Source organism: Edwardsiella sp. EA181011 (genome assembly GCF_000800725.1).
In the GTDB taxonomy this organism is placed as follows: domain Bacteria; phylum Pseudomonadota; class Gammaproteobacteria; order Enterobacterales; family Enterobacteriaceae; genus Edwardsiella; species Edwardsiella anguillarum.
Genome location: NZ_CP011364.1, coordinates 965,516 through 985,587, shown reverse-complemented (window position 1 = coordinate 985,587; position 20,072 = coordinate 965,516). Strand labels below are relative to the sequence as shown.

At 56.6% G+C, this 20,072-nt stretch carries 28 protein-coding genes and 2 pseudogenes; 7 read left to right on the top strand and 23 right to left on the bottom strand.

Annotated features, from left to right (window positions below; translation table 11 throughout):
- The first annotated feature begins 486 nt into the window (after window positions 1-486).
- Window positions 487-1,041 (top strand): gamma carbonic anhydrase family protein, encoded by a 555-nt coding sequence (locus QY76_RS04515; RefSeq protein ID WP_045428264.1) that lies wholly within the window; start codon window positions 487-489, stop codon window positions 1,039-1,041.
- Here QY76_RS04515 and QY76_RS04510 read toward each other — a convergent pair.
- The 6 genes and pseudogenes from QY76_RS04510 to dprA form a co-directional block, all read right to left on the bottom strand.
- Window positions 1,005-1,286 (bottom strand): DUF1488 domain-containing protein, encoded by a 282-nt coding sequence (locus tag QY76_RS04510; protein ID WP_045428250.1) that lies wholly within the window; start codon window positions 1,284-1,286, stop codon window positions 1,005-1,007. The genes QY76_RS04515 and QY76_RS04510 overlap by 37 nt on opposite strands.
- A complete protein-coding gene (gene aroE, locus QY76_RS04505; RefSeq protein ID WP_045428251.1) occupies window positions 1,283-2,098 on the bottom strand; it encodes a shikimate dehydrogenase in 816 nt (271 codons plus the stop codon). Before aroE ends, QY76_RS04510 begins: the two co-directional genes overlap by 4 nt.
- Window positions 2,099-2,101: 3 nt before the next feature.
- A complete protein-coding gene (gene tsaC / locus QY76_RS04500; RefSeq protein ID WP_034165747.1) occupies window positions 2,102-2,671 on the bottom strand; it encodes an L-threonylcarbamoyladenylate synthase type 1 TsaC in 570 nt (189 codons plus the stop codon).
- 10 nt (window positions 2,672-2,681) lie between these two features.
- Complete coding sequence (locus QY76_RS04495) at window positions 2,682-3,242, bottom strand: type I DNA topoisomerase (protein WP_034165748.1); 561 nt, start codon at window positions 3,240-3,242, stop codon at window positions 2,682-2,684.
- 37 nt (window positions 3,243-3,279) lie between these two features.
- Window positions 3,280-3,750, bottom strand: coding sequence for a DUF494 family protein (locus QY76_RS04490; protein WP_015462408.1), 471 nt, complete (start codon window positions 3,748-3,750; stop codon window positions 3,280-3,282).
- Window positions 3,722-4,833: pseudogene (gene dprA, locus QY76_RS04485) on the bottom strand (DNA-processing protein DprA). Before dprA ends, QY76_RS04490 begins: the two are co-directional and overlap by 29 nt.
- 122 nt (window positions 4,834-4,955) lie before the next feature.
- Here dprA and def point away from each other — a divergent pair.
- The 6 genes and pseudogenes from def to mscL all read left to right on the top strand — a co-directional run bounded on the left by def (window position 4,956) and on the right by mscL (window position 11,240).
- On the top strand, window positions 4,956-5,471 hold the full coding sequence (gene def / locus QY76_RS04480; RefSeq protein WP_034165751.1) for a peptide deformylase: 516 nt from the start codon (window positions 4,956-4,958) through the stop codon (window positions 5,469-5,471).
- 19 nt (window positions 5,472-5,490) lie between these two features.
- Window positions 5,491-6,438 (top strand): methionyl-tRNA formyltransferase, encoded by a 948-nt coding sequence (gene fmt, locus QY76_RS04475; protein ID WP_034165752.1) that lies wholly within the window; start codon window positions 5,491-5,493, stop codon window positions 6,436-6,438.
- 143 nt (window positions 6,439-6,581) lie between these two features.
- The gene (gene rsmB, locus QY76_RS04470; protein WP_045428254.1) at window positions 6,582-7,874 is read left to right on the top strand and encodes a 16S rRNA (cytosine(967)-C(5))-methyltransferase RsmB; all 1,293 of its coding nucleotides are present in this window, start codon (window positions 6,582-6,584) and stop codon (window positions 7,872-7,874) included.
- Between the two features lie 52 nt (window positions 7,875-7,926).
- A pseudogene (trkA, locus tag QY76_RS04465) lies at window positions 7,927-9,302 on the top strand (Trk system potassium transporter TrkA).
- Window positions 9,303-9,310: 8 nt separating this feature from the next.
- Window positions 9,311-10,756: a TrkH family potassium uptake protein gene (locus tag QY76_RS04460; RefSeq protein WP_045428257.1), complete on the top strand. Its 1,446-nt coding sequence runs from the start codon at window positions 9,311-9,313 to the stop codon at window positions 10,754-10,756.
- A gap of 76 nt (window positions 10,757-10,832) precedes the next feature.
- On the top strand, window positions 10,833-11,240 hold the full coding sequence (gene mscL, locus QY76_RS04455) for a large-conductance mechanosensitive channel protein MscL (protein ID WP_034165755.1): 408 nt from the start codon (window positions 10,833-10,835) through the stop codon (window positions 11,238-11,240).
- A gap of 34 nt (window positions 11,241-11,274) precedes the next feature.
- On the opposite strand, the gene zntR is transcribed toward mscL, so the two are convergent.
- The 17 genes from zntR to rplE all read right to left on the bottom strand — a co-directional run bounded on the left by zntR (window position 11,275) and on the right by rplE (window position 20,058).
- Window positions 11,275-11,736, bottom strand: a complete 462-nt coding sequence (zntR, locus tag QY76_RS04450; RefSeq protein ID WP_034165756.1) for a Zn(2+)-responsive transcriptional regulator — start codon at window positions 11,734-11,736, stop codon at window positions 11,275-11,277.
- A 2-nt stretch (window positions 11,737-11,738) separates the two neighbouring features.
- The gene (locus tag QY76_RS04445; RefSeq protein WP_034165757.1) at window positions 11,739-12,113 is read right to left on the bottom strand and encodes a DUF1992 domain-containing protein; all 375 of its coding nucleotides are present in this window, start codon (window positions 12,111-12,113) and stop codon (window positions 11,739-11,741) included.
- A gap of 121 nt (window positions 12,114-12,234) precedes the next feature.
- Window positions 12,235-12,621: a 50S ribosomal protein L17 gene (gene rplQ, locus QY76_RS04440; RefSeq protein WP_015872763.1), complete on the bottom strand. Its 387-nt coding sequence runs from the start codon at window positions 12,619-12,621 to the stop codon at window positions 12,235-12,237.
- Window positions 12,622-12,661: 40 nt separating this feature from the next.
- Window positions 12,662-13,651: a DNA-directed RNA polymerase subunit alpha gene (rpoA, locus tag QY76_RS04435; protein WP_005290354.1), complete on the bottom strand. Its 990-nt coding sequence runs from the start codon at window positions 13,649-13,651 to the stop codon at window positions 12,662-12,664.
- A gap of 25 nt (window positions 13,652-13,676) precedes the next feature.
- The gene (gene rpsD / locus QY76_RS04430; protein WP_005290355.1) at window positions 13,677-14,297 is read right to left on the bottom strand and encodes a 30S ribosomal protein S4; all 621 of its coding nucleotides are present in this window, start codon (window positions 14,295-14,297) and stop codon (window positions 13,677-13,679) included.
- 30 nt (window positions 14,298-14,327) lie between these two features.
- The gene (gene rpsK / locus QY76_RS04425; protein ID WP_002919257.1) at window positions 14,328-14,717 is read right to left on the bottom strand and encodes a 30S ribosomal protein S11; all 390 of its coding nucleotides are present in this window, start codon (window positions 14,715-14,717) and stop codon (window positions 14,328-14,330) included.
- A gap of 16 nt (window positions 14,718-14,733) precedes the next feature.
- Window positions 14,734-15,090 carry a 30S ribosomal protein S13 gene (gene rpsM, locus QY76_RS04420; RefSeq protein ID WP_012850017.1) on the bottom strand — a complete coding sequence of 119 codons (357 nt, stop codon included), beginning with the start codon at window positions 15,088-15,090 and terminating at the stop codon, window positions 14,734-14,736.
- A 146-nt stretch (window positions 15,091-15,236) separates the two neighbouring features.
- Complete coding sequence (rpmJ, locus tag QY76_RS17590; RefSeq protein ID WP_008815462.1) at window positions 15,237-15,353, bottom strand: 50S ribosomal protein L36; 117 nt, start codon at window positions 15,351-15,353, stop codon at window positions 15,237-15,239.
- Between the two features lie 33 nt (window positions 15,354-15,386).
- Entirely contained in the window at window positions 15,387-16,718 is a 1,332-nt protein-coding gene (gene secY / locus QY76_RS04415) for a preprotein translocase subunit SecY (protein WP_005290357.1), read from the bottom strand.
- Between the two features lie 7 nt (window positions 16,719-16,725).
- A complete protein-coding gene (rplO, locus tag QY76_RS04410) occupies window positions 16,726-17,160 on the bottom strand; it encodes a 50S ribosomal protein L15 (RefSeq protein ID WP_005290360.1) in 435 nt (144 codons plus the stop codon).
- A 3-nt stretch (window positions 17,161-17,163) separates the two neighbouring features.
- A complete protein-coding gene (gene rpmD, locus QY76_RS04405; RefSeq protein ID WP_005290362.1) occupies window positions 17,164-17,343 on the bottom strand; it encodes a 50S ribosomal protein L30 in 180 nt (59 codons plus the stop codon).
- Window positions 17,344-17,349: 6 nt separating this feature from the next.
- Complete coding sequence (gene rpsE, locus QY76_RS04400) at window positions 17,350-17,850, bottom strand: 30S ribosomal protein S5 (protein ID WP_005290366.1); 501 nt, start codon at window positions 17,848-17,850, stop codon at window positions 17,350-17,352.
- A 14-nt stretch (window positions 17,851-17,864) separates the two neighbouring features.
- Complete coding sequence (gene rplR / locus QY76_RS04395) at window positions 17,865-18,218, bottom strand: 50S ribosomal protein L18 (protein WP_012850020.1); 354 nt, start codon at window positions 18,216-18,218, stop codon at window positions 17,865-17,867.
- A 9-nt stretch (window positions 18,219-18,227) separates the two neighbouring features.
- Window positions 18,228-18,761: a 50S ribosomal protein L6 gene (gene rplF / locus QY76_RS04390; RefSeq protein ID WP_012850021.1), complete on the bottom strand. Its 534-nt coding sequence runs from the start codon at window positions 18,759-18,761 to the stop codon at window positions 18,228-18,230.
- A gap of 12 nt (window positions 18,762-18,773) precedes the next feature.
- The gene (gene rpsH, locus QY76_RS04385; protein ID WP_005290373.1) at window positions 18,774-19,166 is read right to left on the bottom strand and encodes a 30S ribosomal protein S8; all 393 of its coding nucleotides are present in this window, start codon (window positions 19,164-19,166) and stop codon (window positions 18,774-18,776) included.
- Window positions 19,167-19,199: 33 nt separating this feature from the next.
- The gene (gene rpsN / locus QY76_RS04380) at window positions 19,200-19,505 is read right to left on the bottom strand and encodes a 30S ribosomal protein S14 (RefSeq protein ID WP_015872764.1); all 306 of its coding nucleotides are present in this window, start codon (window positions 19,503-19,505) and stop codon (window positions 19,200-19,202) included.
- A gap of 13 nt (window positions 19,506-19,518) precedes the next feature.
- The gene (gene rplE / locus QY76_RS04375) at window positions 19,519-20,058 is read right to left on the bottom strand and encodes a 50S ribosomal protein L5 (protein WP_005290377.1); all 540 of its coding nucleotides are present in this window, start codon (window positions 20,056-20,058) and stop codon (window positions 19,519-19,521) included.
- Window positions 20,059-20,072: the final 14 nt, after the last annotated feature.

The window sequence follows — 20,072 nt, the reverse complement described above, 5'->3', positions numbered from 1 at the left end:
ATGCTCAAAGAAATTAAACTGTTTATTCGTAATGAATTAACTGCTGTCACTCTTCAAGACTTTAAATATTTTGGCATTCCGAGGAATGCTTAATACGAATCTTGCGAGTGCCCACACAGATTGTCTGATAATTTGTTAAAGAGCAGTGACTTAGCAAGTTCTCCTTACCAAGTCGAGGTGGCGTATATTACGCTTTCCTCGGTGAGAGTCAACGTTTAATTTACCGTTTCACTCTCACTCTCCCCGGCTCATCCTGTGATGTTGTTCACATGTGCCGTGTCGATGGAGGCGCATTATAGGGCCTGTTTTACCGGGCGCAACCGCTATTTTGCCCCAAATGAACCGAATGGCGCATTACACAGCAATTGAACTGCTTATACCTCATTACGCACAGAGTTATCCACATATCGGCAGACGTTATCGATTGAATTCCCCCACCGGCGCGCTAGTATCGCCAACATCCCTTCCATTTTTCAGGCGGTCACCATGTCTCTATCCGTACGTCCCTATCTCTCTTTTATGCCGATCTTAGGCGAACGCCTCTTTATAGATGCAACCGCAACCGTGATTGGACAGGTCACGCTGGGTGATGACGTCAGTATCTGGCCTCAGGTCGTGATCCGTGGCGATGTTAACTCTATTGTCATTGGCGAGCGCAGCAATATCCAAGACGGCAGCGTGATCCATGTAGGCAACCGTTCCACGTCAACCCAGGGTCACTCGACCATTGTCGGCAGCGACGTGACGGTTGGCCATAAGGTGATGCTGCACGGTTGCTGTATTGGCGATAGAGTTCTGATCGGTATGGGCGCCATCGTTCTGGATGGTGTACAGATAGAAGATGAGGTCATTCTGGGTGCGGGAAGTCTGGTTCCGCCGGGAAAACGGCTGGAGAGCGGCTTTTTATATCTGGGCAGCCCGGCTCGCCAAATCCGGCCACTGACGACGCGGGAGCGGGCAGGGCTGCGCCAGTCGGCCGACAACTACGTTAACTGGAAGAACGACTATCTCTCACAGGCGGAAATCCACACCCAGCCCTGATCGTCATACGCTTCAGCGATAATTTCTCGCTCGGCATACTCCTCCAGCTGCCAGCGCAGGGCCTGAAACATCGTCAGCGGCGCCTGATGCACCCCCTCCGCCCCCGCGCGGGTGGCCAAGACCTGCAGATCCGCCAGCCGAATAGCACAGGTGATCTGAAAGCCGTTGACCATCGCCGGAAAGGTGATGGTCGATGACGGTGCCTGCCACTGCTCCAGTTCGGGAAAGAGGATCGACTGATTCATCCCGCCTGCTCCTGGCGTAGCTGTATCAGCACCGGCGCTATCTGCGGCATGATGCCATGCCACAGCGAGAAGGCGTGTGCCGCCTGCGCCACCAGCATGCCGAAGCCATCAGCCAAGCGTACCGCGCCCTGCTGCTGAGCCCAGGCCAGAAACGGCGTCACCCCCGCGCGATAAAACATGTCATAACAGGCACAATCCGGGCGAATGATCGAGCGCGGCAGCGGCGGTACCTCACCCTGCAGCCCTGAGGCGGTCGCGTTAATAATGAGATCGAAGGTGTGGGAGCCAAGCGCGTCATAGGGTAATGCCTCAATCGCCCCCTGCGTCTGAAATGCAGCGGCCAGCGCCTGTGCCCGAGCATGGGTTCGGTTGGCCAGCGCGATCCGGCACCCCTGTTCCAACAGCGGCAGGATCACGCCGCGAGCGGCCCCACCGGCGCCCAGCAGCAAAACCCGACTCGCATCACCGATCATCGCCAGCCGATGTAAATCACTGACCAGCCCAACCCCGTCCGTGTTATCCCCCAGCAGACGGGCGTTTTGCCAATGCAGCGTATTCACCGCGCCGGCCAGACGGGCCCGCGGCGTCAAGACATCCGCCATCTGCCAAGCCTGCTCTTTAAAGGGGGTCGTGACGTTAGCGCCCCGCCCGCCCTGCTGAAAAAAGGCTATGGCAAAGGCGGGGAAATCATCCAGCGGCGCCAGCATCGCCTCATAGCTGAGCGCAATGCCGGTTTGTTGAGCAAAGAGCCGATGGATACGCGGCGACTGGCTGTGCTTTATCGGGTGACCAAAAACGGCAAATTGCTGCATCGCTTACCCCTGACGTAACAGTTCACCGCTCAGTGCATCGCGGATTTCTGATGGGTTTTGGCGGCCGCCGACCGGCGCATCCAGCACCGGAAAAGCCGAGCCAAACTGTTGGCGTACCTCGGCGGCCGTACGGCAAGGGGGCAGCCCGCTGAGGTTGGCACTGGTCGAAACCAAAGGTTTGCCATAGGAGCGGCATAGCTGCTGAACCTGCGGGTGCGCGCTGACCCGCACGGCCAGCGTGCTAAAGCGTCCGGTCAGCCAGCGCGGCGTATCCGCCCGGGCAGGCATTACCCAGGTCACCGGCCCAGGCCAGCGGGAGAAAACGGCAGCGCGAAGCTCCCCCTGCAGCGCCTCATCGCAGACATAAGGCAATAGCTGCTGATAATCAGCCGCAATAAGAATCAGCCCTTTGTCCCACGGGCGCTGCTTAAGATCCAATAGAGCCTGCACCGCAAGCTCGCTGTCCGGATCGCACCCGAGGCCGAAGACCGCCTCCGTGGGATAGGCAATAACACGCTGCTGGCGCAGGGCCGCCACCGCGGCGGCCAGTGAATCACTCAGTTCTGTATCCATAGCTTCTTTATTATTGATCTATTGGGGTACCGTCAGGCGGCTCGGCCGCTTTCCCACACAGCTTGCTGGCGCAATAGAGACGCACGCCGCCTGCGCTTTTCTTTTCCACCAGGAGCGGGTAGTGGCAATGTGGGCAAACGCCGGAGACGGGTTTCAAATTCACGCTGAACTGGCAGTCTGGGTAGCGCTCACAGGCATAGAATGTTTTACCGTAGCGCGAGCGGCGCTGCAGCAGGTTACCCTTGCCACACTGGGGACACGCTAACTGCGTCTCATCCGGCTTATCGATAGCCTCAGTATGTTCACACTGAGGATAACCGTGGCACCCGATAAACATACCGTAGCGCCCCTGACGCAGCACCAGCACATCGCCACACAGTGGACATCGCTGTCCCTCAAGCACCTTAACAATATGTCCGTCGGCCGACTTCAGCGCACGGATATACTGGCAGGCAGGATAGCGGGAACAGCCCAGAAAAGGGCCATGCTTACCGCTGCGGATCACCAGTTCGGCGCCGCACTCGGGGCATGGCTCACTTTTCTTGGCACCAAATAATGGGCCTTGCGTCATAATCTTATTTCTTTCAATAAACGAACTGGCCCCCCGCTCAATGCAGGTAGCCTTCATGAACCTCAAAAAGCAGCTCTTCCATCTGCCGGTAGGTGTGCTCATGTCCCGGCGCGTTAAACAGCACCATCAGCACCACCCACTTCAGATCGTCCAGCTCAAACTGCTCGATCTCCAGCGCCATCACCCGATCGATAACCATCTCACGGATCTCCGGCGTCAATAGCTGAATCTGCTCCAAGAACAGCAGGAATCCACGGCACTCACTGTCCAAGCAGGCCATTTCATCCGCGGTGTAGAGGCGCAGCGCATGCGGATCGTCCACCGGCAGAACTACATCTCCCTCTTCCTGCATCATCGCCAGCTTTTCCAGCCAGTTCAGCGCCCGAAAGATATCCCCACGCTCAAAGCCCGCGCTGGTCAAATCGTCAGTTAGCTTATCCTGATCGATGTGCATCCCGGCCGTCGTGTGGATATAGGTCTCAAACAGATACATGAGTACATCGAACATGGCCAGCCCTCTTCACACGGACATAGCCGCCGGACACTACCTTAATCCATCCTGCTAACTCCAGTTCGAGCAGGGCTACTGCTACGTCTGGCACAGATCGACCGATGCGTTCGGCGACAGCGTCAACGGTTGTCACCTCATCCCCTACGTTAGCCAACACCTCGGCAAATGGCAATTGAGCATCGTCTTCACCGGCAGAAATATTCCCTTCTGTGAGCGGTGCCAACCAATGCAGCGGGCTGTTCAGTTGCTCAAGGATATCCGCCGGCGCCGCGATAAGAGAGGCGCCCTGTTGGATCAGCCAATGGCACCCTGCACTCTGCGGGCTGTCTAGCGAGCCGGGAATGGCGAACACCTCCCTCCCCTGATCCAATGCCAGACGCGCCGTGATCAGCGAACCGCTGCGCAGCGTCGCCTCGACCACTAGCACCCCCAGACTCAACCCGCTGATGATACGGTTACGCTGCGGAAAATAGGCGGGACGCGCCTCTGTCCCGGGAAAAAACTCAGACACCAGCGCACCGTCTGCCTCTAGAATGGCCTGCGCCAGCCAGCGGTGCGTCCGCGGCGCCACGCAGTCTGGCCCACTACCCAGTACCGCGATGGTTTTTCCCTGCGCCGACAGCGCACCGCGGTGCGCCAGACCATCGATTCCCAGCGCAAGGCCGCTGACGATCGTCAATCCGCTCGCCGCCAGTACCCGGGCAAAAAACGACGCCTGGCTATCGCCATAGCGGCTGGGCGCACGGCTACCGACAATGGCCAGCGCCGCCGTTGACAGCAGGTGGGGATCGCCGCAAACAAACAGCAGCGCAGGGGCGCCGGCGATCTGGCGCAGGCGATCGGGGTAGGCACCGTCGGCCAGCGTCAGCATCCCCCCCGACCGCCGTCCAACCACGCCAGCGCCTCAGCGATACCCGTAGCGCCATGAAACTGCCGCTGCTGCGCAGAGGTCAGCCCGCCGGACGCCATCCCCTGCGCCGATACGCCCTGCTGCGCCAATATCTTCGCCGCATTAACGATATGGGGCGCCCCCAGCCCGCGAACCTGCGCGAGACGCAGCCAGATTTCGTGACCTTCCATTGCGCTCCCGCGGCTCTCGACCGATGTGTTCAATAGGTGAACAATACTGTCAATCAGGGGGAGAACTGTCTAGAATAGGAGTGAAAATCATTCCCTAGCTCAGAGGACGTTTAAAGAGATTTATGGCGGTATTGCAGGTATTACATTTCCCCGATGAGCGGCTTCGCACTATTGCCAAGCCGGTACACGACGTTACGCCCGACATCCAGCGTATTGTGGACGATATGTTCGAGACTATGTACGCGGAAGAGGGCATTGGCCTAGCTGCGACACAGGTGGACATTCACCAGCGTATTATCGTCATTGACGTGTCAGAGAATCGCGATCAGCGCCTGGTATTGATCAACCCGGAGCTGCTGCAGCATGAGGGGGAGGCCGGTATCGAAGAAGGCTGTCTCTCCGTTCCTGAACAGCGGGCGCTGGTGACCCGTGCGGAACACATCAAAGTGCGCGCCCTGGATCGCGACGGTAAGCTCTTTGAGCTGGAGACCGATGGTCTGCTCGCCATCTGCATTCAGCACGAGATGGATCACCTGATGGGTAAGCTGTTTATTGACTATCTGTCGCCGCTGAAGCGTCAACGCATCCGCCAAAAACTGGAAAAGCTGTATAAGCAGCAGGCCCGCGCCGTTAACTAACCCAAGGCAGGATACTCCCGTGTCTCATTCGCTCCGTATCATTTTTGCGGGTACGCCCGATTTTGCCGCCCGCCATCTTGAGGCGCTCCTGGCCTCGGATCATCAGATCGTCGGCGTCTTTACCCAGCCGGATCGACCGTCAGGGCGCGGTAACAAGCTGACGCCGAGCCCGGTCAAGGCCCTGGCGCTGCAGCATGATCTGCCGGTCTTTCAGCCGGCCTCTCTGCGGCCGGCTGAAAATCAGTGCCTGGTCTCCTCACTGCAGGCCGACGTCATGGTCGTGGTCGCCTACGGGCTGATCCTGCCCCAGGCGGTGCTGGATATGCCGCGCCTGGGCTGTATTAACGTACATGGCTCTCTGCTGCCGCGCTGGCGCGGCGCGGCGCCGATCCAGCGGGCGCTATGGGCGGGCGATAGCGCAACCGGCGTCACCATCATGCAGATGGACGTCGGGCTAGATACCGGTGATATGCTGTTGAAGCTGTCTTGCCCCATCACCCAGGACGACACCAGCGCCACGCTGTACGATAAGCTGGCCGCGCTGGGACCGCAGGGCCTGCTGACCACGCTGTCCCAACTGGCTGACGGCACCGCAAAGGCCCAGCAGCAGGATGATGCGCTGAGCACCTATGCGGAGAAGCTGAGCAAGGAGGAGGCGCGGCTGGACTGGTCGCTCTCCGCCGAGCAGCTGGCGCGCTGCGTACGCGCCTTTAATCCCTGGCCGGTCAGCTTCTTTATGCTGGAGGAGCAGCCGGTGAAAGTCTGGGAGGCAACGGCGCTTTCCCAGTATGCCAACACCGCACCGGGAACCATCGTCAGCGCCGACAAACAGGGGATCGCCGTCGCCACTGCGCAGGGGATACTGCTGTTAACCCAGCTGCAGCCGGCCGGCAAGAAAATCATGGCGGCCCGTGACCTGCTCAACTCACGTAAAGAGAGCTTTCTGCCAGGCACCGTTCTGGCATAAGCTCCGTCCGCCCGGCGCCGTCCGGGCGGAGATCGTCTACTTTCCTGTCCCCTGACGTCAGCGGCGGTGGGGTATTTCCCCCGCAAACCGTGATAAACTTCGAACAATATCCGATTTACTCGCAGCGACGGTCCCTTGTGTCAATGAAAAATACTCCCTATAACCTGCGTGCCATCGCGGCCCGCACGCTGAGCGCAGTCCTCGATCAAGGACAGTCCCTGAGCAGTGTACTGCCCGGCGCCGCCCAGCCTCTCAGCGATAAAGACCGAGCCCTGTTACAGGAGCTGTGCTTTGGCACGCTGCGGGTACTGCCGCAGCTGGAGTGGATAGTGCAGCAGCTGATGGCCAAGGTCCTGACGGGCAAACAGCGTCCGCTGCACTATCTGCTGCTGGTCGGGCTATATCAGCTGATTTATACGCGTATCCCTCCCCACGCCGCGCTGGCAGAAACCGTTGACGGCGCCGTTGCGCTCAAGCGCCCGCAGTTAAAGGGGCTGATCAACGGCGTGCTGCGCCAGTTTCAGCGCCAGCAGCAGCCACTGCTTTTACAGTCACAGCAGCATGCCAGCCATTGGCTGCATCCCTCATGGCTGCTTAAGCGTCTGCAGCAGGCCTATCCGGCGCAGTGGCAAAGTATCGCGGACGCCAATAATCAGCGCCCGCCGATGTGGCTACGGGTCAATCGGCGCCACCACGCCCGCGACGCCTATCTGGCGCTGCTGCAGCAGGCCGGTATTGAGGCCGTCCCCCACGAAACTTTTCCTGACGCCCTCCGCCTGCAGGATCCCCAGCCGGTGTCACGCCTGCCGGGCTTCGAGCAGGGATGGGTTACGGTGCAGGACGCCAGCGCACAGCACAGCGTGGATCTGCTCGATCCGCAGGACGGCGAACAGATCCTTGATCTGTGCTGCGCGCCGGGTGGCAAAACCACCCATATTCTGGAGGCGGCGCCTAAGGCCCACGTACTGGCTGTCGACGTCGATGAGAGCCGCCTCAAGCGGGTCCGCGAAAACCTGCAGCGGCTGCAGCAGCATGCCGAGATCCGCTGCGGCGATGGGCGCACCCCTGACGCATGGGCCAGCGGCCGGCAGTTCGACCGGATTCTGTTGGACGCCCCCTGCTCAGCGACCGGCGTCATACGCCGCCATCCGGACATCAAATGGCTGCGCCGCGACAGCGATATCGCCGAGCTGGCCGCACTGCAGCGCGAGATCATCGATGCCATCTGGCCTTTCTTGAAATCCGGCGGCGTGATGGTCTACGCCACCTGCTCCATTCTGCCGCAGGAAAACCAGGAGCAGATCCTCGCCTTCCTGTCTCGCCACCCGGATGCGCGCCTGAGCGACAGCGGCGATATACAGCGGCCCGGCCTTCAGTTTTTGCCGCAGCCCGACGCGGGCGACGGCTTCTTTTACGCTAAGCTGATAAAAGCATAATCCGCAGGCCGCCCGCCAGGCGGCCGGCGCTCGCCAAGCAGAGAACAGCATCATGAAAATTATCATTTTAGGTGCCGGCCAGGTGGGGGGACCCTAGCGGAAAACCTGGTAGGTGAGAATAACGATATCACCATCGTCGACACCAACAGCGATCGCCTGCGTCAGCTACAGGATAAGTTCGATCTGCGCGTCGTGCAGGGCTATGGCTCCCATCCGCGGGTACTGCGTGAAGCCGGCGCGGACGACGCCGATATGCTGGTCGCCGTGACCAGCTCGGACGAAACCAACATGATCGCCTGCCAGGTCGCTTATTCCCTGTTCAGCACCCCAAACCGGATCGCCCGCATCCGCTCGACCGAATATATCCGCGAGCACGAGCGGTTATTCAACCCGGAGGCGGTTCCCATCGATCACCTGATCGCGCCCGAACAGCTGGTCACCGACTATGTCTACCGGCTGATCGAATATCCTGGGGCGCTGCAGGTGGTGAACTTTGCCGGGGGTAAGGTCAGCCTGGTAGCGGTCAAGGCCTACTACGGTGGGCCGTTGGTGGGCAATGCCCTGACCTCGCTGAAGGAGCATATGCCGCATATCGATACGCGCGTGGCGGCGATCTTCCGTCAGGATCGGCCAATCCGCCCGCAGGGATCCACGGTGATCGAGGCCGGCGACGAGGTCTTCTTTGTCGCGGCATCGCATAACATCCGGGCGGTAATGAGTGAGCTGCAGCGGCTGGAGAAACCCTATAAACGTATCATGATCGTCGGCGGCGGCAACGTCGGCGCCGGGTTGGCCCAGCGACTGGAGAAGGACTACAGCGTCAAGCTGATCGAACACAATGCTCAGCGCGCGGCCGAACTGGCCGAGAAGCTGCATGACACCATCGTCTTCTATGGCGACGCCTCCGATCAGGAGCTGCTGACCGAAGAGCACATCGATCAGGTGGATGTTTTCATCGCCCTGACCAACGATGATGAAGCCAATATTATGTCGGCTATGCTGGCCAAACGCCTTGGTGCCAAAAAGGTAATGGTACTGATCCAGCGCAGCGCCTACGTCGATCTGGTCCAGGGCAGCGTTATCGATATCGCCATCTCACCGCAGCAGGCCACCATTTCCGCTCTGCTCGGCCATGTGCGCAAGGCGGATATCGTCAGCGTCTCCTCCCTGCGACGCGGCGTGGCAGAGGCGATTGAAGCCATCGCGCACGGCGACGAAAGCACCTCGAAGGTGGTCGGACGGCGCGTAGAGGAGATTAAGCTGCCGCCGGGTACCACCATCGGTGCCATCGTACGGGGGGACGACGTGCTGATTGCCAGCCGTGAGTCCAAAATTGAACAGGGAGACCACGTGATCATGTTCCTGACGGACAAGAAATTTATATCCGACGTGGAGCGCCTGTTTCAGCCAAGTCCTTTCTTTTTGTAACTACGGCTATGCTCAACTATCGCTCCGTGCTGTACATCCTTGGGATGATGCTGTCGAAAGTGGCGCTGCTGATGTACGTGCCGCTGCTGTATGCCCTGCTCACCGGCACCGGTGGGGTTTACGAATTTCTGCAGGCGGTGATCATCACCCACCTGATCTCCCTGTTTTTGATCGCCCAAGGGCGCAGCCAGAAATTCTACCTGCGTATCCGCGATATGTTTCTGACCACGACCCTGGCGTGGCTGACGGCCTGCTGCTTCGGCGCGCTGCCCTTTGTGTTCATCAAACATATCACCTTTACCGATGCCTTCTTTGAGACCATGTCCGGGCTGACTACCACTGGCTCTTCGGTGCTGTCCAATCTCAACCAGATGGAACCCAGCGTCTTACTGTGGCGCTCGCTGCTGCAGTGGATGGGCGGCGTCGGGTTTATCGTGATGGCGGTCGCCATTCTGCCGTTTCTGGACGTCGGCGGTATGCGCCTGTTCCATACCGAATCCTCCGATTGGTCAGAGAAATCCTCGCCGCGGATGAAAGACGTAGCCAAAAGCATCATGGCGGTCTATGCGGTGCTGACGTTCCTATGCTACCTCGGCTATCGCTACGCGGGGATGAGCAACTTCGATGCGGTCAACCACGCCTTCGCAACCATCTCCACCGGTGGATTTTCAACTAACGACAAATCCATGGCGGCGTACTCCGTACTGGCACAGTGGAACGCGATCCTGTTTATGTTCCTCGGTTCCCTGCCCTTTCTGCTGTTCGTACAGGCGCTGCGTCAGCGCAGTCTCAAAACCCTGATGCGCGACCAGCAGCTGGTTGGCTTTAGCCGCTTTGTGCTGATCACCGGCCTGGTTCTCACGCTGTGGCTATGGCACAAGCACATCTTTGATTTTGAAGATAGCCTGCGCATCGCGTTTTTCAATTTGATCAATATTCTGTCGACCACCGGCTACTCGCTGGGTAACTTCGATCAGTGGACGCCATTCACCACGGTGCTGTTCGCCTCGGTCATGCTGTTGGGCGGCTGCTCCGGCTCTACCGCCGGCGGGATCAAAATGTTCCGAGTACAGATTGGCTTCGAAAGCCTGCATATAGAGGTACGCAAGCTGATCCATCCCAATGCCGTATTCCCACGCCGTTACAATAACCGGCCAATTACCAACGAAGTCAGCCGCTCGGTGATCGCCTTTATGATGGCGTTTATTGCGATCACCATGCTGATTGCCGCCGTCCTCGGGCTGTGCGGCGTCGATGCACTTTCGGCGATCACCGGCGCCATGACCGCGATGGCCAACGTCGGCCCGGGAATGGGGCCGCTGATCGGTCCCAGCGGCAACTTTGCACCGCTGCCCGACGTTGCCAAGTGGGCCCTGGCGCTCGGTATGCTCTTGGGACGGCTAGAGGTCATGACCATGCTGGTGCTGTTCTTCCCCAGCTTCTGGCGGCGCTGAGACTCCCAACGCGCTTCGCCTAGCAAAGCGGCGGTAAGTGATTACACTTATAGTATGAATAATTTAGGGGGTAGTTATGAGCCTACTGAAAGAGTTTCGTGAATTTGCCATGCGCGGCAACGTCGTGGATATGGCCGTCGGGGTTATCATCGGCGCCGCGTTCGGCAAAATCGTCTCCTCGCTGGTCGGGGATGTGGTCATGCCGCTGCTCGGGCTGTTGATCGGCGGCGTCGACTTTAAACAGTTTCACTGGGTGATACACGAGGCCGTCGGCAGCACCCCGGCCGTGGTCGTCAACTATGGACAGTTTATACAGACCATCTTCGACTTTATCATCGTCGCATTCGCCATTTTTATGGCGATCAAGCTGATGAACAAACTGCGGCGCCAAAAGGCGGCAGCAACGCCGCCGGCACCCAGCGCAGAAGCGGTACTGCTCACGGAGATCCGCGACTTGCTTAAAGCGCAGCAGCAAGACAAATAAACCGGACACCGCCGGGCGGCAGGCTTCTCTGCCGCTAGCGATCCGAGCGCGGAGTAAAGTAACCCCGTAAATCCACCCGTGGCAAAAACGCCTCGGCCCCCGCCTCCAGCGCTTCGAGAATAGAGCAGTAGGCGCTGCTGTGCGCCGTACCGCAGCAGGCATCACTCAGACGCCGCAGAGAATCGCGCATATACTCCAGCTCCCGCAGCTTACCCTCCACCTCACGCAGACGCCGTTCGACGATAGACTTCGACTCCTGACACGTGTGGTGGGCCGGGTCGACCCGGATCGAGAGCAGTTCCCGAATGGCCTCCAGCGATAACCCCAGGCGCTGGGCATAGCGAATGAAGCGCAGGCGCTGCAAGTCGGCGTCGCCGTATAAGCGATAGCCGCCCTCGGTACGCACCGCGTGAGACATCATCTGCTGCTTTTCATAGTAGCGGATAGTATCCGGCGTCACGCCGGCCAGCTTCGCCAGTTGACCGATACGGTACATGGTTACTCTCCCGTCGGTGTCAGCTGCCGACGCAGCGGCTCGCCGTAGGCTCCGCGCAGAAACGCGGTATCCATGCCGGCCTGCTGCAGGCGCAGCTCCAGCAGTGTCAGTCGCTTACTCAGCGCACGATAGTCGGGATGATCGCCGTCGATCCCCCGCAGCATCTCCAGCAGCGTAATCGCCTCGCGGCGCTGCTCCAGCGGCGGCGGTAGGCAGCCCGCATTCTTCAGCAGACGATAGCCGGAGCGCAGCTCGGCAGGAACATGACTGTCATCGTCCAGGATCAGCGGTCTTCCCTCGCCGGGCAGCGCAGAGAGCTCACCGCGCGCCTGAGCGTCGGCGATATGGCGTTCAGCCCAATCATCGATAATCGACATAGTGATTCCGGTTAGGTATCTGTATGCAGGGTAAAGCCAGACGGTGGGAAAATAAAGCGGGGTGGGTATTCAGGCAATAAAAAAACCGGGCCAAGGCCCGGCTTTCCTATGCATTAGCAGATTACTCTGCTGCAGCTTCTGCTTCAGATGCAGAACGATCAACCAGCTCGATGTAAGCCATCGGCGCGTTGTCGCCTGCACGGAAGCCACACTTCAGAATGCGAGTGTAGCCACCGGCACGGCTCGCGAAGCGCGGGCCCAGCTCGTTAAACAGTTTTGCCACGATCTCGTTATCACGAGTACGGGCGAATGCCAGACGACGGTTAGCAACGCTGTCGGTCTTGGCAAGAGTAATCAGCGGCTCAACCACGCGACGCAGCTCTTTCGCTTTCGGCAGGGTCGTCTTGATGATCTCATGACGAACCAGAGAACCGGCCATGTTGCGGAACATAGCCTGGCGATGGCTGCTGTTGCGGTTCAGTTGACGACCACTCTTACGATGGCGCATGACCTTATCCTTCTCAGTAAAACCTTAACCTGTGATCCAGTTACTCGTCAGCGATACTTGCCGGCGGCCAATTTTCCAGGCGCATGCCTAGAGAGAGACCGCGAGAGGCCAGCACGTCTTTAATCTCAGTAAGAGATTTTTTACCCAGGTTCGGCGTTTTCAGCAACTCAACCTCGGTACGCTGTACCAGATCACCGATGTAGTGGATAGCTTCTGCCTTCAGGCAGTTCGCAGAGCGGACAGTCAATTCCAGATCGTCAACAGGGCGCAGCAGGATCGGATCGAACTCAGGCTTCTCTTCTTTCACTTCCGGCTGACGTACATCACGCAGGTCAACGAAAGCTTCAAGTTGTTCAGCCAGGATAGTTGCCGCACGGCGAATTGACTCTTCCGGGTCAATGGTACCGTTGGTTTCCATCTCGATGACCAGCTTGTCCAGGTCGGTACGCTGTTCAACGCGCGCTGCTTCAACATTGTAGGCAATACGCTCTACAGGGCTGTAGCAGGCGTCGACCAACAGACGGCCGATCGGGCGCTCATCTTCTTCCGAATGAATTCGGGCAGACGCCGGCACATAACCACGACCACGCTGAACTTTGATACGCATATTGATAGATGCGTTTTCATCGGTCAGATGGCAGATCACATGGTGCGGCTTGACGATTTCGACATCACCATCATGGGTGATATCGGCTGCAGTCACAGGGCCAATGCCAGATTTATTCAGGGTAAGAATTACTTCATCTTTGCCTTGAACTTTCACCGCCAGCCCTTTCAGGTTGAGCAGGATTTCCAGGATATCTTCCTGTACGCCTTCTTTGGTGCTGTACTCGTGCAGTACACCATCAATCTCAACCTCGGTCACCGCGCAACCCGGCATAGATGAAAGCAGAATACGGCGCAGTGCGTTACCAAGAGTATGGCCAAAGCCACGCTCTAACGGCTCAAGGGTCACCTTGGCGTGCGTCGAACTCAGTTGCTCGATATCTACCAGGCGCGGTTTTAGAAACTCTGTCACAGAACCCTGCATTGTGTCCTCTCTTTGGTACTAAGCTTTACTTGGAGTAAAGCTCGACGATCAGGTGTTCGTTAATGTCCGCAGACAGGTCGGAACGTTCAGGCTGACGCTTGAACACACCTTCCATTTTAGCAGCATCAACTTCCAGCCAAGTCGGCTTTTCACGCTGCTCAGCCAGCTCCAGAGCGGCTTTAACGCGAGACTGCTTCTTCGCTTTCTCACGGACGCTGACTACGTCATTCGGAGATACCTGATAAGAAGCGATGTTAACAACGCGACCGTTTACTACGATAGCCTTGTGGCTAACCAGCTGACGTGCTTCTGCGCGGGTAGCGCCAAAGCCCATGCGGTAAACAACGTTGTCCAGACGACCTTCCAGCAGAGCCAACAGGTTTTCACCGGTGTTGCCTTTCAGACGTGCTGCTTCTTTGTAGTAGTTACGGAACTGACGCTCCAGAACGCCGTAGATACGACGAACTTTTTGCTTCTCACGCAACTGAACACCATAGTCAGACAGACGCGGCTTGCGCGCACCGTGCTGGCCAGGTGCCTGTTCAATTTTACACTTGGAATCGATCGCGCGAACACCTGACTTCAGGAACAGGTCGGTGCCCTCACGACGGCTCAGCTTGAGCTTAGGACCCAAATATCTTGCCATTTTCTTTCTCCAACTATCCGAGAAACGACGTTATACGCGACGTTTCTTCGGCGGACGACAACCGTTATGAGGGATCGGAGTCACATCAGTGATGTTCGTGATGCGGAAACCGGCCGCGTTCAGTGCGCGGATGGTAGATTCGCGACCCGGACCCGGTCCTTTAACCATAACTTCCAGATTCTTGATACCGTACTCTTTTACAGCTTCAGCGCAGCGCTCTGCTGCAACCTGAGCGGCAAACGGAGTGGATTTACGAGAACCACGGAAACCGGAACCACCGGCTGTTGCCCAACCCAGTGCGTTACCCTGACGATCAGTAATGGTAACGATGGTGTTGTTGAAAGAAGCATGGATGTGAGCCACACCGTCAGATACTTGCTTTCTTACGCGCTTACGTGCACGAATTGGTGCTTTTGCCATTGTTCAATCACCCCGACTATTTCTTGATCGGTTTACGCGGACCCTTGCGGGTACGTGCGTTGGTCTTAGTACGCTGACCGCGAACCGGCAGACCACGACGATGACGCAAACCACGATAGCAACCAATGTCCATCAGACGCTTGATGCTCAGGGTAACTTCACGACGCAGATCGCCTTCTACGGTGTATTTGGCGACTTCGTCACGCAGCGTTTCGATTTGCTCTTCAGACAGCTCACTGATCTTAACATTTTCAGCAATGCCCGCAGCGGCGCAGATAGCCTGTGAACGGGTTTTGCCGATGCCGAAGATCGCGGTCAGCGCGATCACGGTATGCTTTTGATCAGGAATGTTAATGCCTGCTATACGGGCCACTATGCACTCCTAGATTAATATACGACGGCACCACTCTGAAAAGCCCGTTTTCAGGATACTCAAATGGCGCCGTTGCAACAAACAAAAGATTGGCTGGCTAATCTAGCCAGCTCAACCCAACTTTGCAAGAAAAATATGCGAGATAATCAGCCTTGACGCTGCTTATGCTTCGGTTCTACGCTGCAAATCACACGCACAACACCGTTGCGCTTAACGATTTTGCAGTTACGGCATAATTTCTTGACGGAAGCACGAACTTTCATTTTACTCTCCGTAACTTCTCAAACTCACCTGGATTAGCGGTTATAGCCTTTCAGGTTCGCTTTCTTCAATGCAGACTCGTACTGACTGGACATCATCAGAGTTTGCACTTGAGCCATAAAGTCCATGATGACGACTACTACGATGAGTAGTGAGGTACCACCGAAATAGAATGGTACTTTCATCGCATCACGCATGAACTCCGGGATCAGGCAGATAAATGTAATGTACAGCGCACCAACCAGAGTCAGACGGGTCATTACCTTATCGATGTACTTCGCCGTTTGCTCTCCCGGACGAATTCCTGGTACAAATGCACCGGACTTCTTCAGGTTATCCGCTGTTTCACGCGGGTTGAAAACCAACGCCGTGTAGAAGAAACAGAAGAAGATGATTGCAGACGCATAGAGTAACACATAAAGCGGTTGCCCAGGCTGCAAATACAGCGAAATTGTAGTCAGCCAGTTCCAACCTGTACCGCCCCCAAACCAAGATGCGATCGTGGCCGGGAACAGAATGATGCTGGAAGCGAAGATTGCCGGGATAACCCCTGCCATATTCACTTTCAACGGCAAATGTGTGCTCTGTGCTGCGTAAACACGACGACCTTGCTGACGCTTGGCATAGTTAACGACGATACGACGCTGACCACGCTCCACGAAAACAACGAAGAAGGTTACTGCGAATACTAACACTGCAACCAACAGCAACAGAAGGAAGTGCAGGTCGCCCTGCCGCGCTTGCTCGATAGTATGGCCAATCGCCGGCGGAAGCCCCGCCACAATCCCTGCGAAGATAATGATCGAGATACCGTTACCGATACCACGCTCAGTGATCTGTTCGCCCAGCCACATCAGGAACATCGTCCCGGTAACCAGGCTCACAACCGCAGTGAAGTAGAAAGCAAAGCCCGGATTAATCACCAGGCCCTGCATTCCAGGCATATTCGGCAAACCGGTAGCGATACCGATCGACTGGAATATGGCCAGTACCAACGTACCGTAGCGGGTGTACTGGCTAATCTTGCGACGGCCAGCCTCCCCTTCTTTCTTTATTTCCGCCAGGGTGGGGTGAACCACCGTCAGCAGCTGGATAATGATCGACGCCGAAATATACGGCATGATCCCCAGAGCAAAGATAGAAGCACGGCTCAGAGCACCACCGGAGAACATGTTAAACATGTCGATGATGGTGCCCTGCTGTTGCTCGAGCAGTTTGGCAAGTACAGCGGCATCAATACCAGGGATCGGAATAAAAGAGCCAATACGGAAAACAATCAGCGCCCCAATAACAAACAACAGTCTGCGCTTGAGCTCGCCCAGTCCACCCTTGGCACTTTGAAAATCTAATCCCGGTTGTTTAGCCATCTGCTACTTATTCCTCGATTTTACCGCCAGCAGCTTCAATCGCAGCACGTGCGCCTTTGGACACACGCAGACCGCGCAGGGTTACTGCACGATTGATTTCACCAGACAGCATAACTTTGGCGAATTCGATCTGCGGGCCAATAACGTTAGCCGCTTTCAGCACGTTCAGGTCGATAACGTCGCCTTCGATCAGCGCGATCTCAGACAGACGAATTTCAGCCGTCACCATCGCTTTACGCGAGGTGAAGCCAAACTTCGGCAGACGACGGTACAGCGGCATCTGGCCACCTTCGAAACCGCGACGTACGCCACCGCCAGAACGAGACTTCTGACCTTTGTGACCACGACCGCCGGTTTTACCCAGGCCAGAACCGATACCACGACCCAGACGCTTGGAAGCGTGCTTGGAGCCTTCGGCCGGAGACAGAGTATTCAAACGCATCTGTTACTCCTCAACTTTAACCATGTAGGAAACCGCGTTGATCATACCACGAACGGCAGGAGTATCCTCACGCTCTACGGTGTGACCGATGCGACGCAGACCCAGGCCAAGCAGCGTTGCCTTATGTTTCGGCAGACGGCCGATCGCACTGCGGGTTTGAGTAATTTTGATAGTCTTTGCCATGGTCTATTACCCCAGAATTTCTTCAACGGATTTACCACGCTTGGCAGCGACCATTTCCGGAGATTTCATACTTTCCAGACCGTCGATAGTTGCACGAACCACGTTAATCGGGTTGGTGGAACCATATGCTTTAGCCAGAACGTTACGAACTCCAGCGACTTCCAGGACGGCGCGCATTGCACCACCGGCGATGATACCGGTACCTTCAGAAGCCGGCTGCATGAACACACGAGAACCCGTGTGAGCGCCCTTAACCGGGTGCTGCAGGGTGCCGCTGTTCAGCGCGACGTTGATCATGTTACGACGGGCTTTCTCCATCGCTTTCTGGATCGCTGCCGGAACTTCACGGGCTTTGCCGTAGCCAAAACCGACGCGACCGTTGCCATCACCCACTACAGTCAGTGCGGTGAAGCTAAAAATACGGCCACCTTTAACAGTCTTAGATACGCGATTTACCGCGATCAGCTTTTCCTGCAGTTCGCCAGCTTGTTTTTCGATGTGCGACATCTTACACCTCTACCTTAGAACTGAAGGCCAGCTTCACGGGCAGCATCTGCCAGTGCCTGGACACGACCATGATATTGGAAACCAGAGCGGTCGAAGGACACGTCCTTGACGCCTTTTTCCAGCGCGCGTTCAGCGATAGCTTTACCTACAGCTGCTGCGGCTTCTTTGTTCCCAGTGTATTTCAGTTGTTCACTGATTGCTTTTTCTACGGTAGAAGCGGCAACCAGGACTTCAGAACCATTCGGGGCAATAACCTGTGCGTAGATGTGACGCGGGGTACGATGTACCACCAGGCGAGTTGCACCCAGCTCTTTGAGCTTGCGGCGTGCGCGGGTCGCACGACGGATACGAGCAGATTTCTTATCCATAGTGTTACCTTACTTCTTCTTAGCCTCTTTGGTACGCACGACTTCGTCGGCGTAACGGACACCTTTGCCTTTGTACGGCTCAGGACGACGGTAAGCGCGCAGATCCGCTGCAACCTGACCGATCAGCTGCTTATCAGCGCCTTTCAGCACGATTTCAGTCTGAGACGGACATTCAGCAGTGATGCCTGCCGGCAGCTCATGGTCAACAGGGTGAGAGAAGCCCAGGGCCAGATTCACCACGTTGCCTTTAACTGCTGCACGATAACCAACACCTACCAGCTGCAGCTTCTTAGTGAAGCCTTCGGTAACACCGATAACCATTGAGTTCAGCAGTGCACGCGCGGTACCCGCCTGGGCCCAGCCGTCCACGAAGCCGTCGCGCGGACCAAAGGTCAGTGCGTTATCAGCATGCTTAATTTCAACAGCGTCGTTGATAGTACGAGTCAGCTCGCCGTTTTTACCCTTGATCGAAATAACCTGACCGTTGAGTTTTACCTCTACGCCGGCAGGAATGACGACGGGTGCTTTTGCAACACGAGACATTCTTTCCTCCGATTACGCTACGTAGCAGATAATCTCGCCACCCAGGCCAGCTTGGCGGGCAGCACGATCAGTCATGACACCTTTAGAGGTAGAAACAACTGCGATACCCAGACCGGCCATAACTTTCGGCAGCTCATCTTTTTTCTTATAGATGCGCAGACCAGGGCGGCTGATACGCTGAATGCTTTCTACTACCGGCTTGCCCTGGAAGTACTTCAGTACCAGTTCCAGAACAGGCTTGGCGTCGCCTTCGATTTTGAAATCTTCAATAAAACCTTCTTCCTTCAGCACGTTGGCAATTGCCACTTTCAGCTTGGAGGAAGGCATGGTGACCGCAACTTTGTTCGCGGCCTGACCGTTACGGATACGGGTCAGCATATCCGCGATCGGATCTTGCATGCTCATCTGTCTTTACTCCCGTGATTCAATTGGTGACAATTACCAGCTAGCCTTTTTCAGACCCGGAATTTCACCGCGCATAGCGGCTTCACGGACCTTGATACGGCTCAACCCGAACTTACGCAGGAAAGCGTGCGGACGGCCAGTTTGGCGGCAGCGATTACGCTGACGGCTTGGGCTGGAATCACGCGGCAGAGTCTGCAGCTTAAGTACCGCATTCCAACGATCTTCGTCGGATACGTTGACATCAGAGATGATCGCTTTCAGTTCAACGCGTTTGGCAAAGAACTTATCAGCTAATTTCACGCGCTTGACTTCGCGTGCTTTCATGGATTGCTTAGCCATTAGTAACCCTACCTTACTTGCGGAACGGGAAGTTAAAAGCAGTCAGCAGCGCACGGCCTTCTTCGTCAGATTTCGCAGTAGTGGTAATGGTGATGTCCAAACCACGAACGCGATCGACTTTGTCATAGTCGATTTCTGGGAAGATAATCTGCTCACGTACGCCCATGCTGTAGTTACCACGGCCGTCGAAAGACTTCGCGGACAGGCCACGGAAGTCACGGATACGCGGTACAGCAATAGAGATCAGACGCTCAAAGAACTCCCACATGCGTTCGCCACGCAGAGTTACTTTACAGCCGATCGGATAGCCCTGACGGATTTTGAAGCCTGCAACTGATTTGCGTGCTTTGGTGATCAGCGGTTTTTGACCGGAGATTGCTGCCAGGTCAGCTGCTGCGTTATCCAGCAGTTTCTTGTCAGCGATCGCTTCACCAACACCCATGTTCAGGGTGATCTTCTCGACCCGAGGGACTTGCATGACAGAATTGTAGTTAAACTCAGTCATGAGCTTTTTAACTACTTCGTCTTTGTAGTAATCATGCAGTTTCGCCATCGTACTACTCCAAA

Coding starts and splice junctions, on each gene's coding strand:
- zntR (WP_034165756.1), bottom strand. CDS start 11,736: ATGTACCGTATCGGTCAACTGGCGAAGCTGGCCGGCGTGACGCCGGAT.
- rplF (WP_012850021.1), bottom strand. CDS start 18,761: ATGTCTCGTGTTGCAAAAGCACCCGTCGTCATTCCTGCCGGCGTAGAG.
- def (WP_034165751.1), top strand. CDS start 4,956: ATGGCGGTATTGCAGGTATTACATTTCCCCGATGAGCGGCTTCGCACT.
- QY76_RS04510 (WP_045428250.1), bottom strand. CDS start 1,286: ATGAATCAGTCGATCCTCTTTCCCGAACTGGAGCAGTGGCAGGCACCG.
- secY (WP_005290357.1), bottom strand. CDS start 16,718: ATGGCTAAACAACCGGGATTAGATTTTCAAAGTGCCAAGGGTGGACTG.
- rplR (WP_012850020.1), bottom strand. CDS start 18,218: ATGGATAAGAAATCTGCTCGTATCCGTCGTGCGACCCGCGCACGCCGC.
- QY76_RS04495 (WP_034165748.1), bottom strand. CDS start 3,242: ATGACGCAAGGCCCATTATTTGGTGCCAAGAAAAGTGAGCCATGCCCC.
- rsmB (WP_045428254.1), top strand. CDS start 6,582: ATGAAAAATACTCCCTATAACCTGCGTGCCATCGCGGCCCGCACGCTG.
- QY76_RS04515 (WP_045428264.1), top strand. CDS start 487: ATGTCTCTATCCGTACGTCCCTATCTCTCTTTTATGCCGATCTTAGGC.
- QY76_RS04490 (WP_015462408.1), bottom strand. CDS start 3,750: ATGTTCGATGTACTCATGTATCTGTTTGAGACCTATATCCACACGACG.
- QY76_RS04460 (WP_045428257.1), top strand. CDS start 9,311: ATGCTCAACTATCGCTCCGTGCTGTACATCCTTGGGATGATGCTGTCG.
- rpoA (WP_005290354.1), bottom strand. CDS start 13,651: ATGCAGGGTTCTGTGACAGAGTTTCTAAAACCGCGCCTGGTAGATATC.
- rpsK (WP_002919257.1), bottom strand. CDS start 14,717: ATGGCAAAAGCACCAATTCGTGCACGTAAGCGCGTAAGAAAGCAAGTA.
- QY76_RS04445 (WP_034165757.1), bottom strand. CDS start 12,113: ATGTCGATTATCGATGATTGGGCTGAACGCCATATCGCCGACGCTCAG.
- aroE (WP_045428251.1), bottom strand. CDS start 2,098: ATGCAGCAATTTGCCGTTTTTGGTCACCCGATAAAGCACAGCCAGTCG.
- tsaC (WP_034165747.1), bottom strand. CDS start 2,671: ATGGATACAGAACTGAGTGATTCACTGGCCGCCGCGGTGGCGGCCCTG.
- rpsH (WP_005290373.1), bottom strand. CDS start 19,166: ATGAGCATGCAAGATCCGATCGCGGATATGCTGACCCGTATCCGTAAC.
- rplE (WP_005290377.1), bottom strand. CDS start 20,058: ATGGCGAAACTGCATGATTACTACAAAGACGAAGTAGTTAAAAAGCTC.
- rpsD (WP_005290355.1), bottom strand. CDS start 14,297: ATGGCAAGATATTTGGGTCCTAAGCTCAAGCTGAGCCGTCGTGAGGGC.
- rplO (WP_005290360.1), bottom strand. CDS start 17,160: ATGCGTTTGAATACTCTGTCTCCGGCCGAAGGCTCCAAGCACGCTTCC.
- mscL (WP_034165755.1), top strand. CDS start 10,833: ATGAGCCTACTGAAAGAGTTTCGTGAATTTGCCATGCGCGGCAACGTC.
- rpsE (WP_005290366.1), bottom strand. CDS start 17,850: ATGTCGCACATCGAAAAACAAGCTGGCGAACTGCAGGAAAAGCTGATC.
- rpmD (WP_005290362.1), bottom strand. CDS start 17,343: ATGGCAAAGACTATCAAAATTACTCAAACCCGCAGTGCGATCGGCCGT.
- rplQ (WP_015872763.1), bottom strand. CDS start 12,621: ATGCGCCATCGTAAGAGTGGTCGTCAACTGAACCGCAACAGCAGCCAT.
- rpsN (WP_015872764.1), bottom strand. CDS start 19,505: ATGGCTAAGCAATCCATGAAAGCACGCGAAGTCAAGCGCGTGAAATTA.
- rpmJ (WP_008815462.1), bottom strand. CDS start 15,353: ATGAAAGTTCGTGCTTCCGTCAAGAAATTATGCCGTAACTGCAAAATC.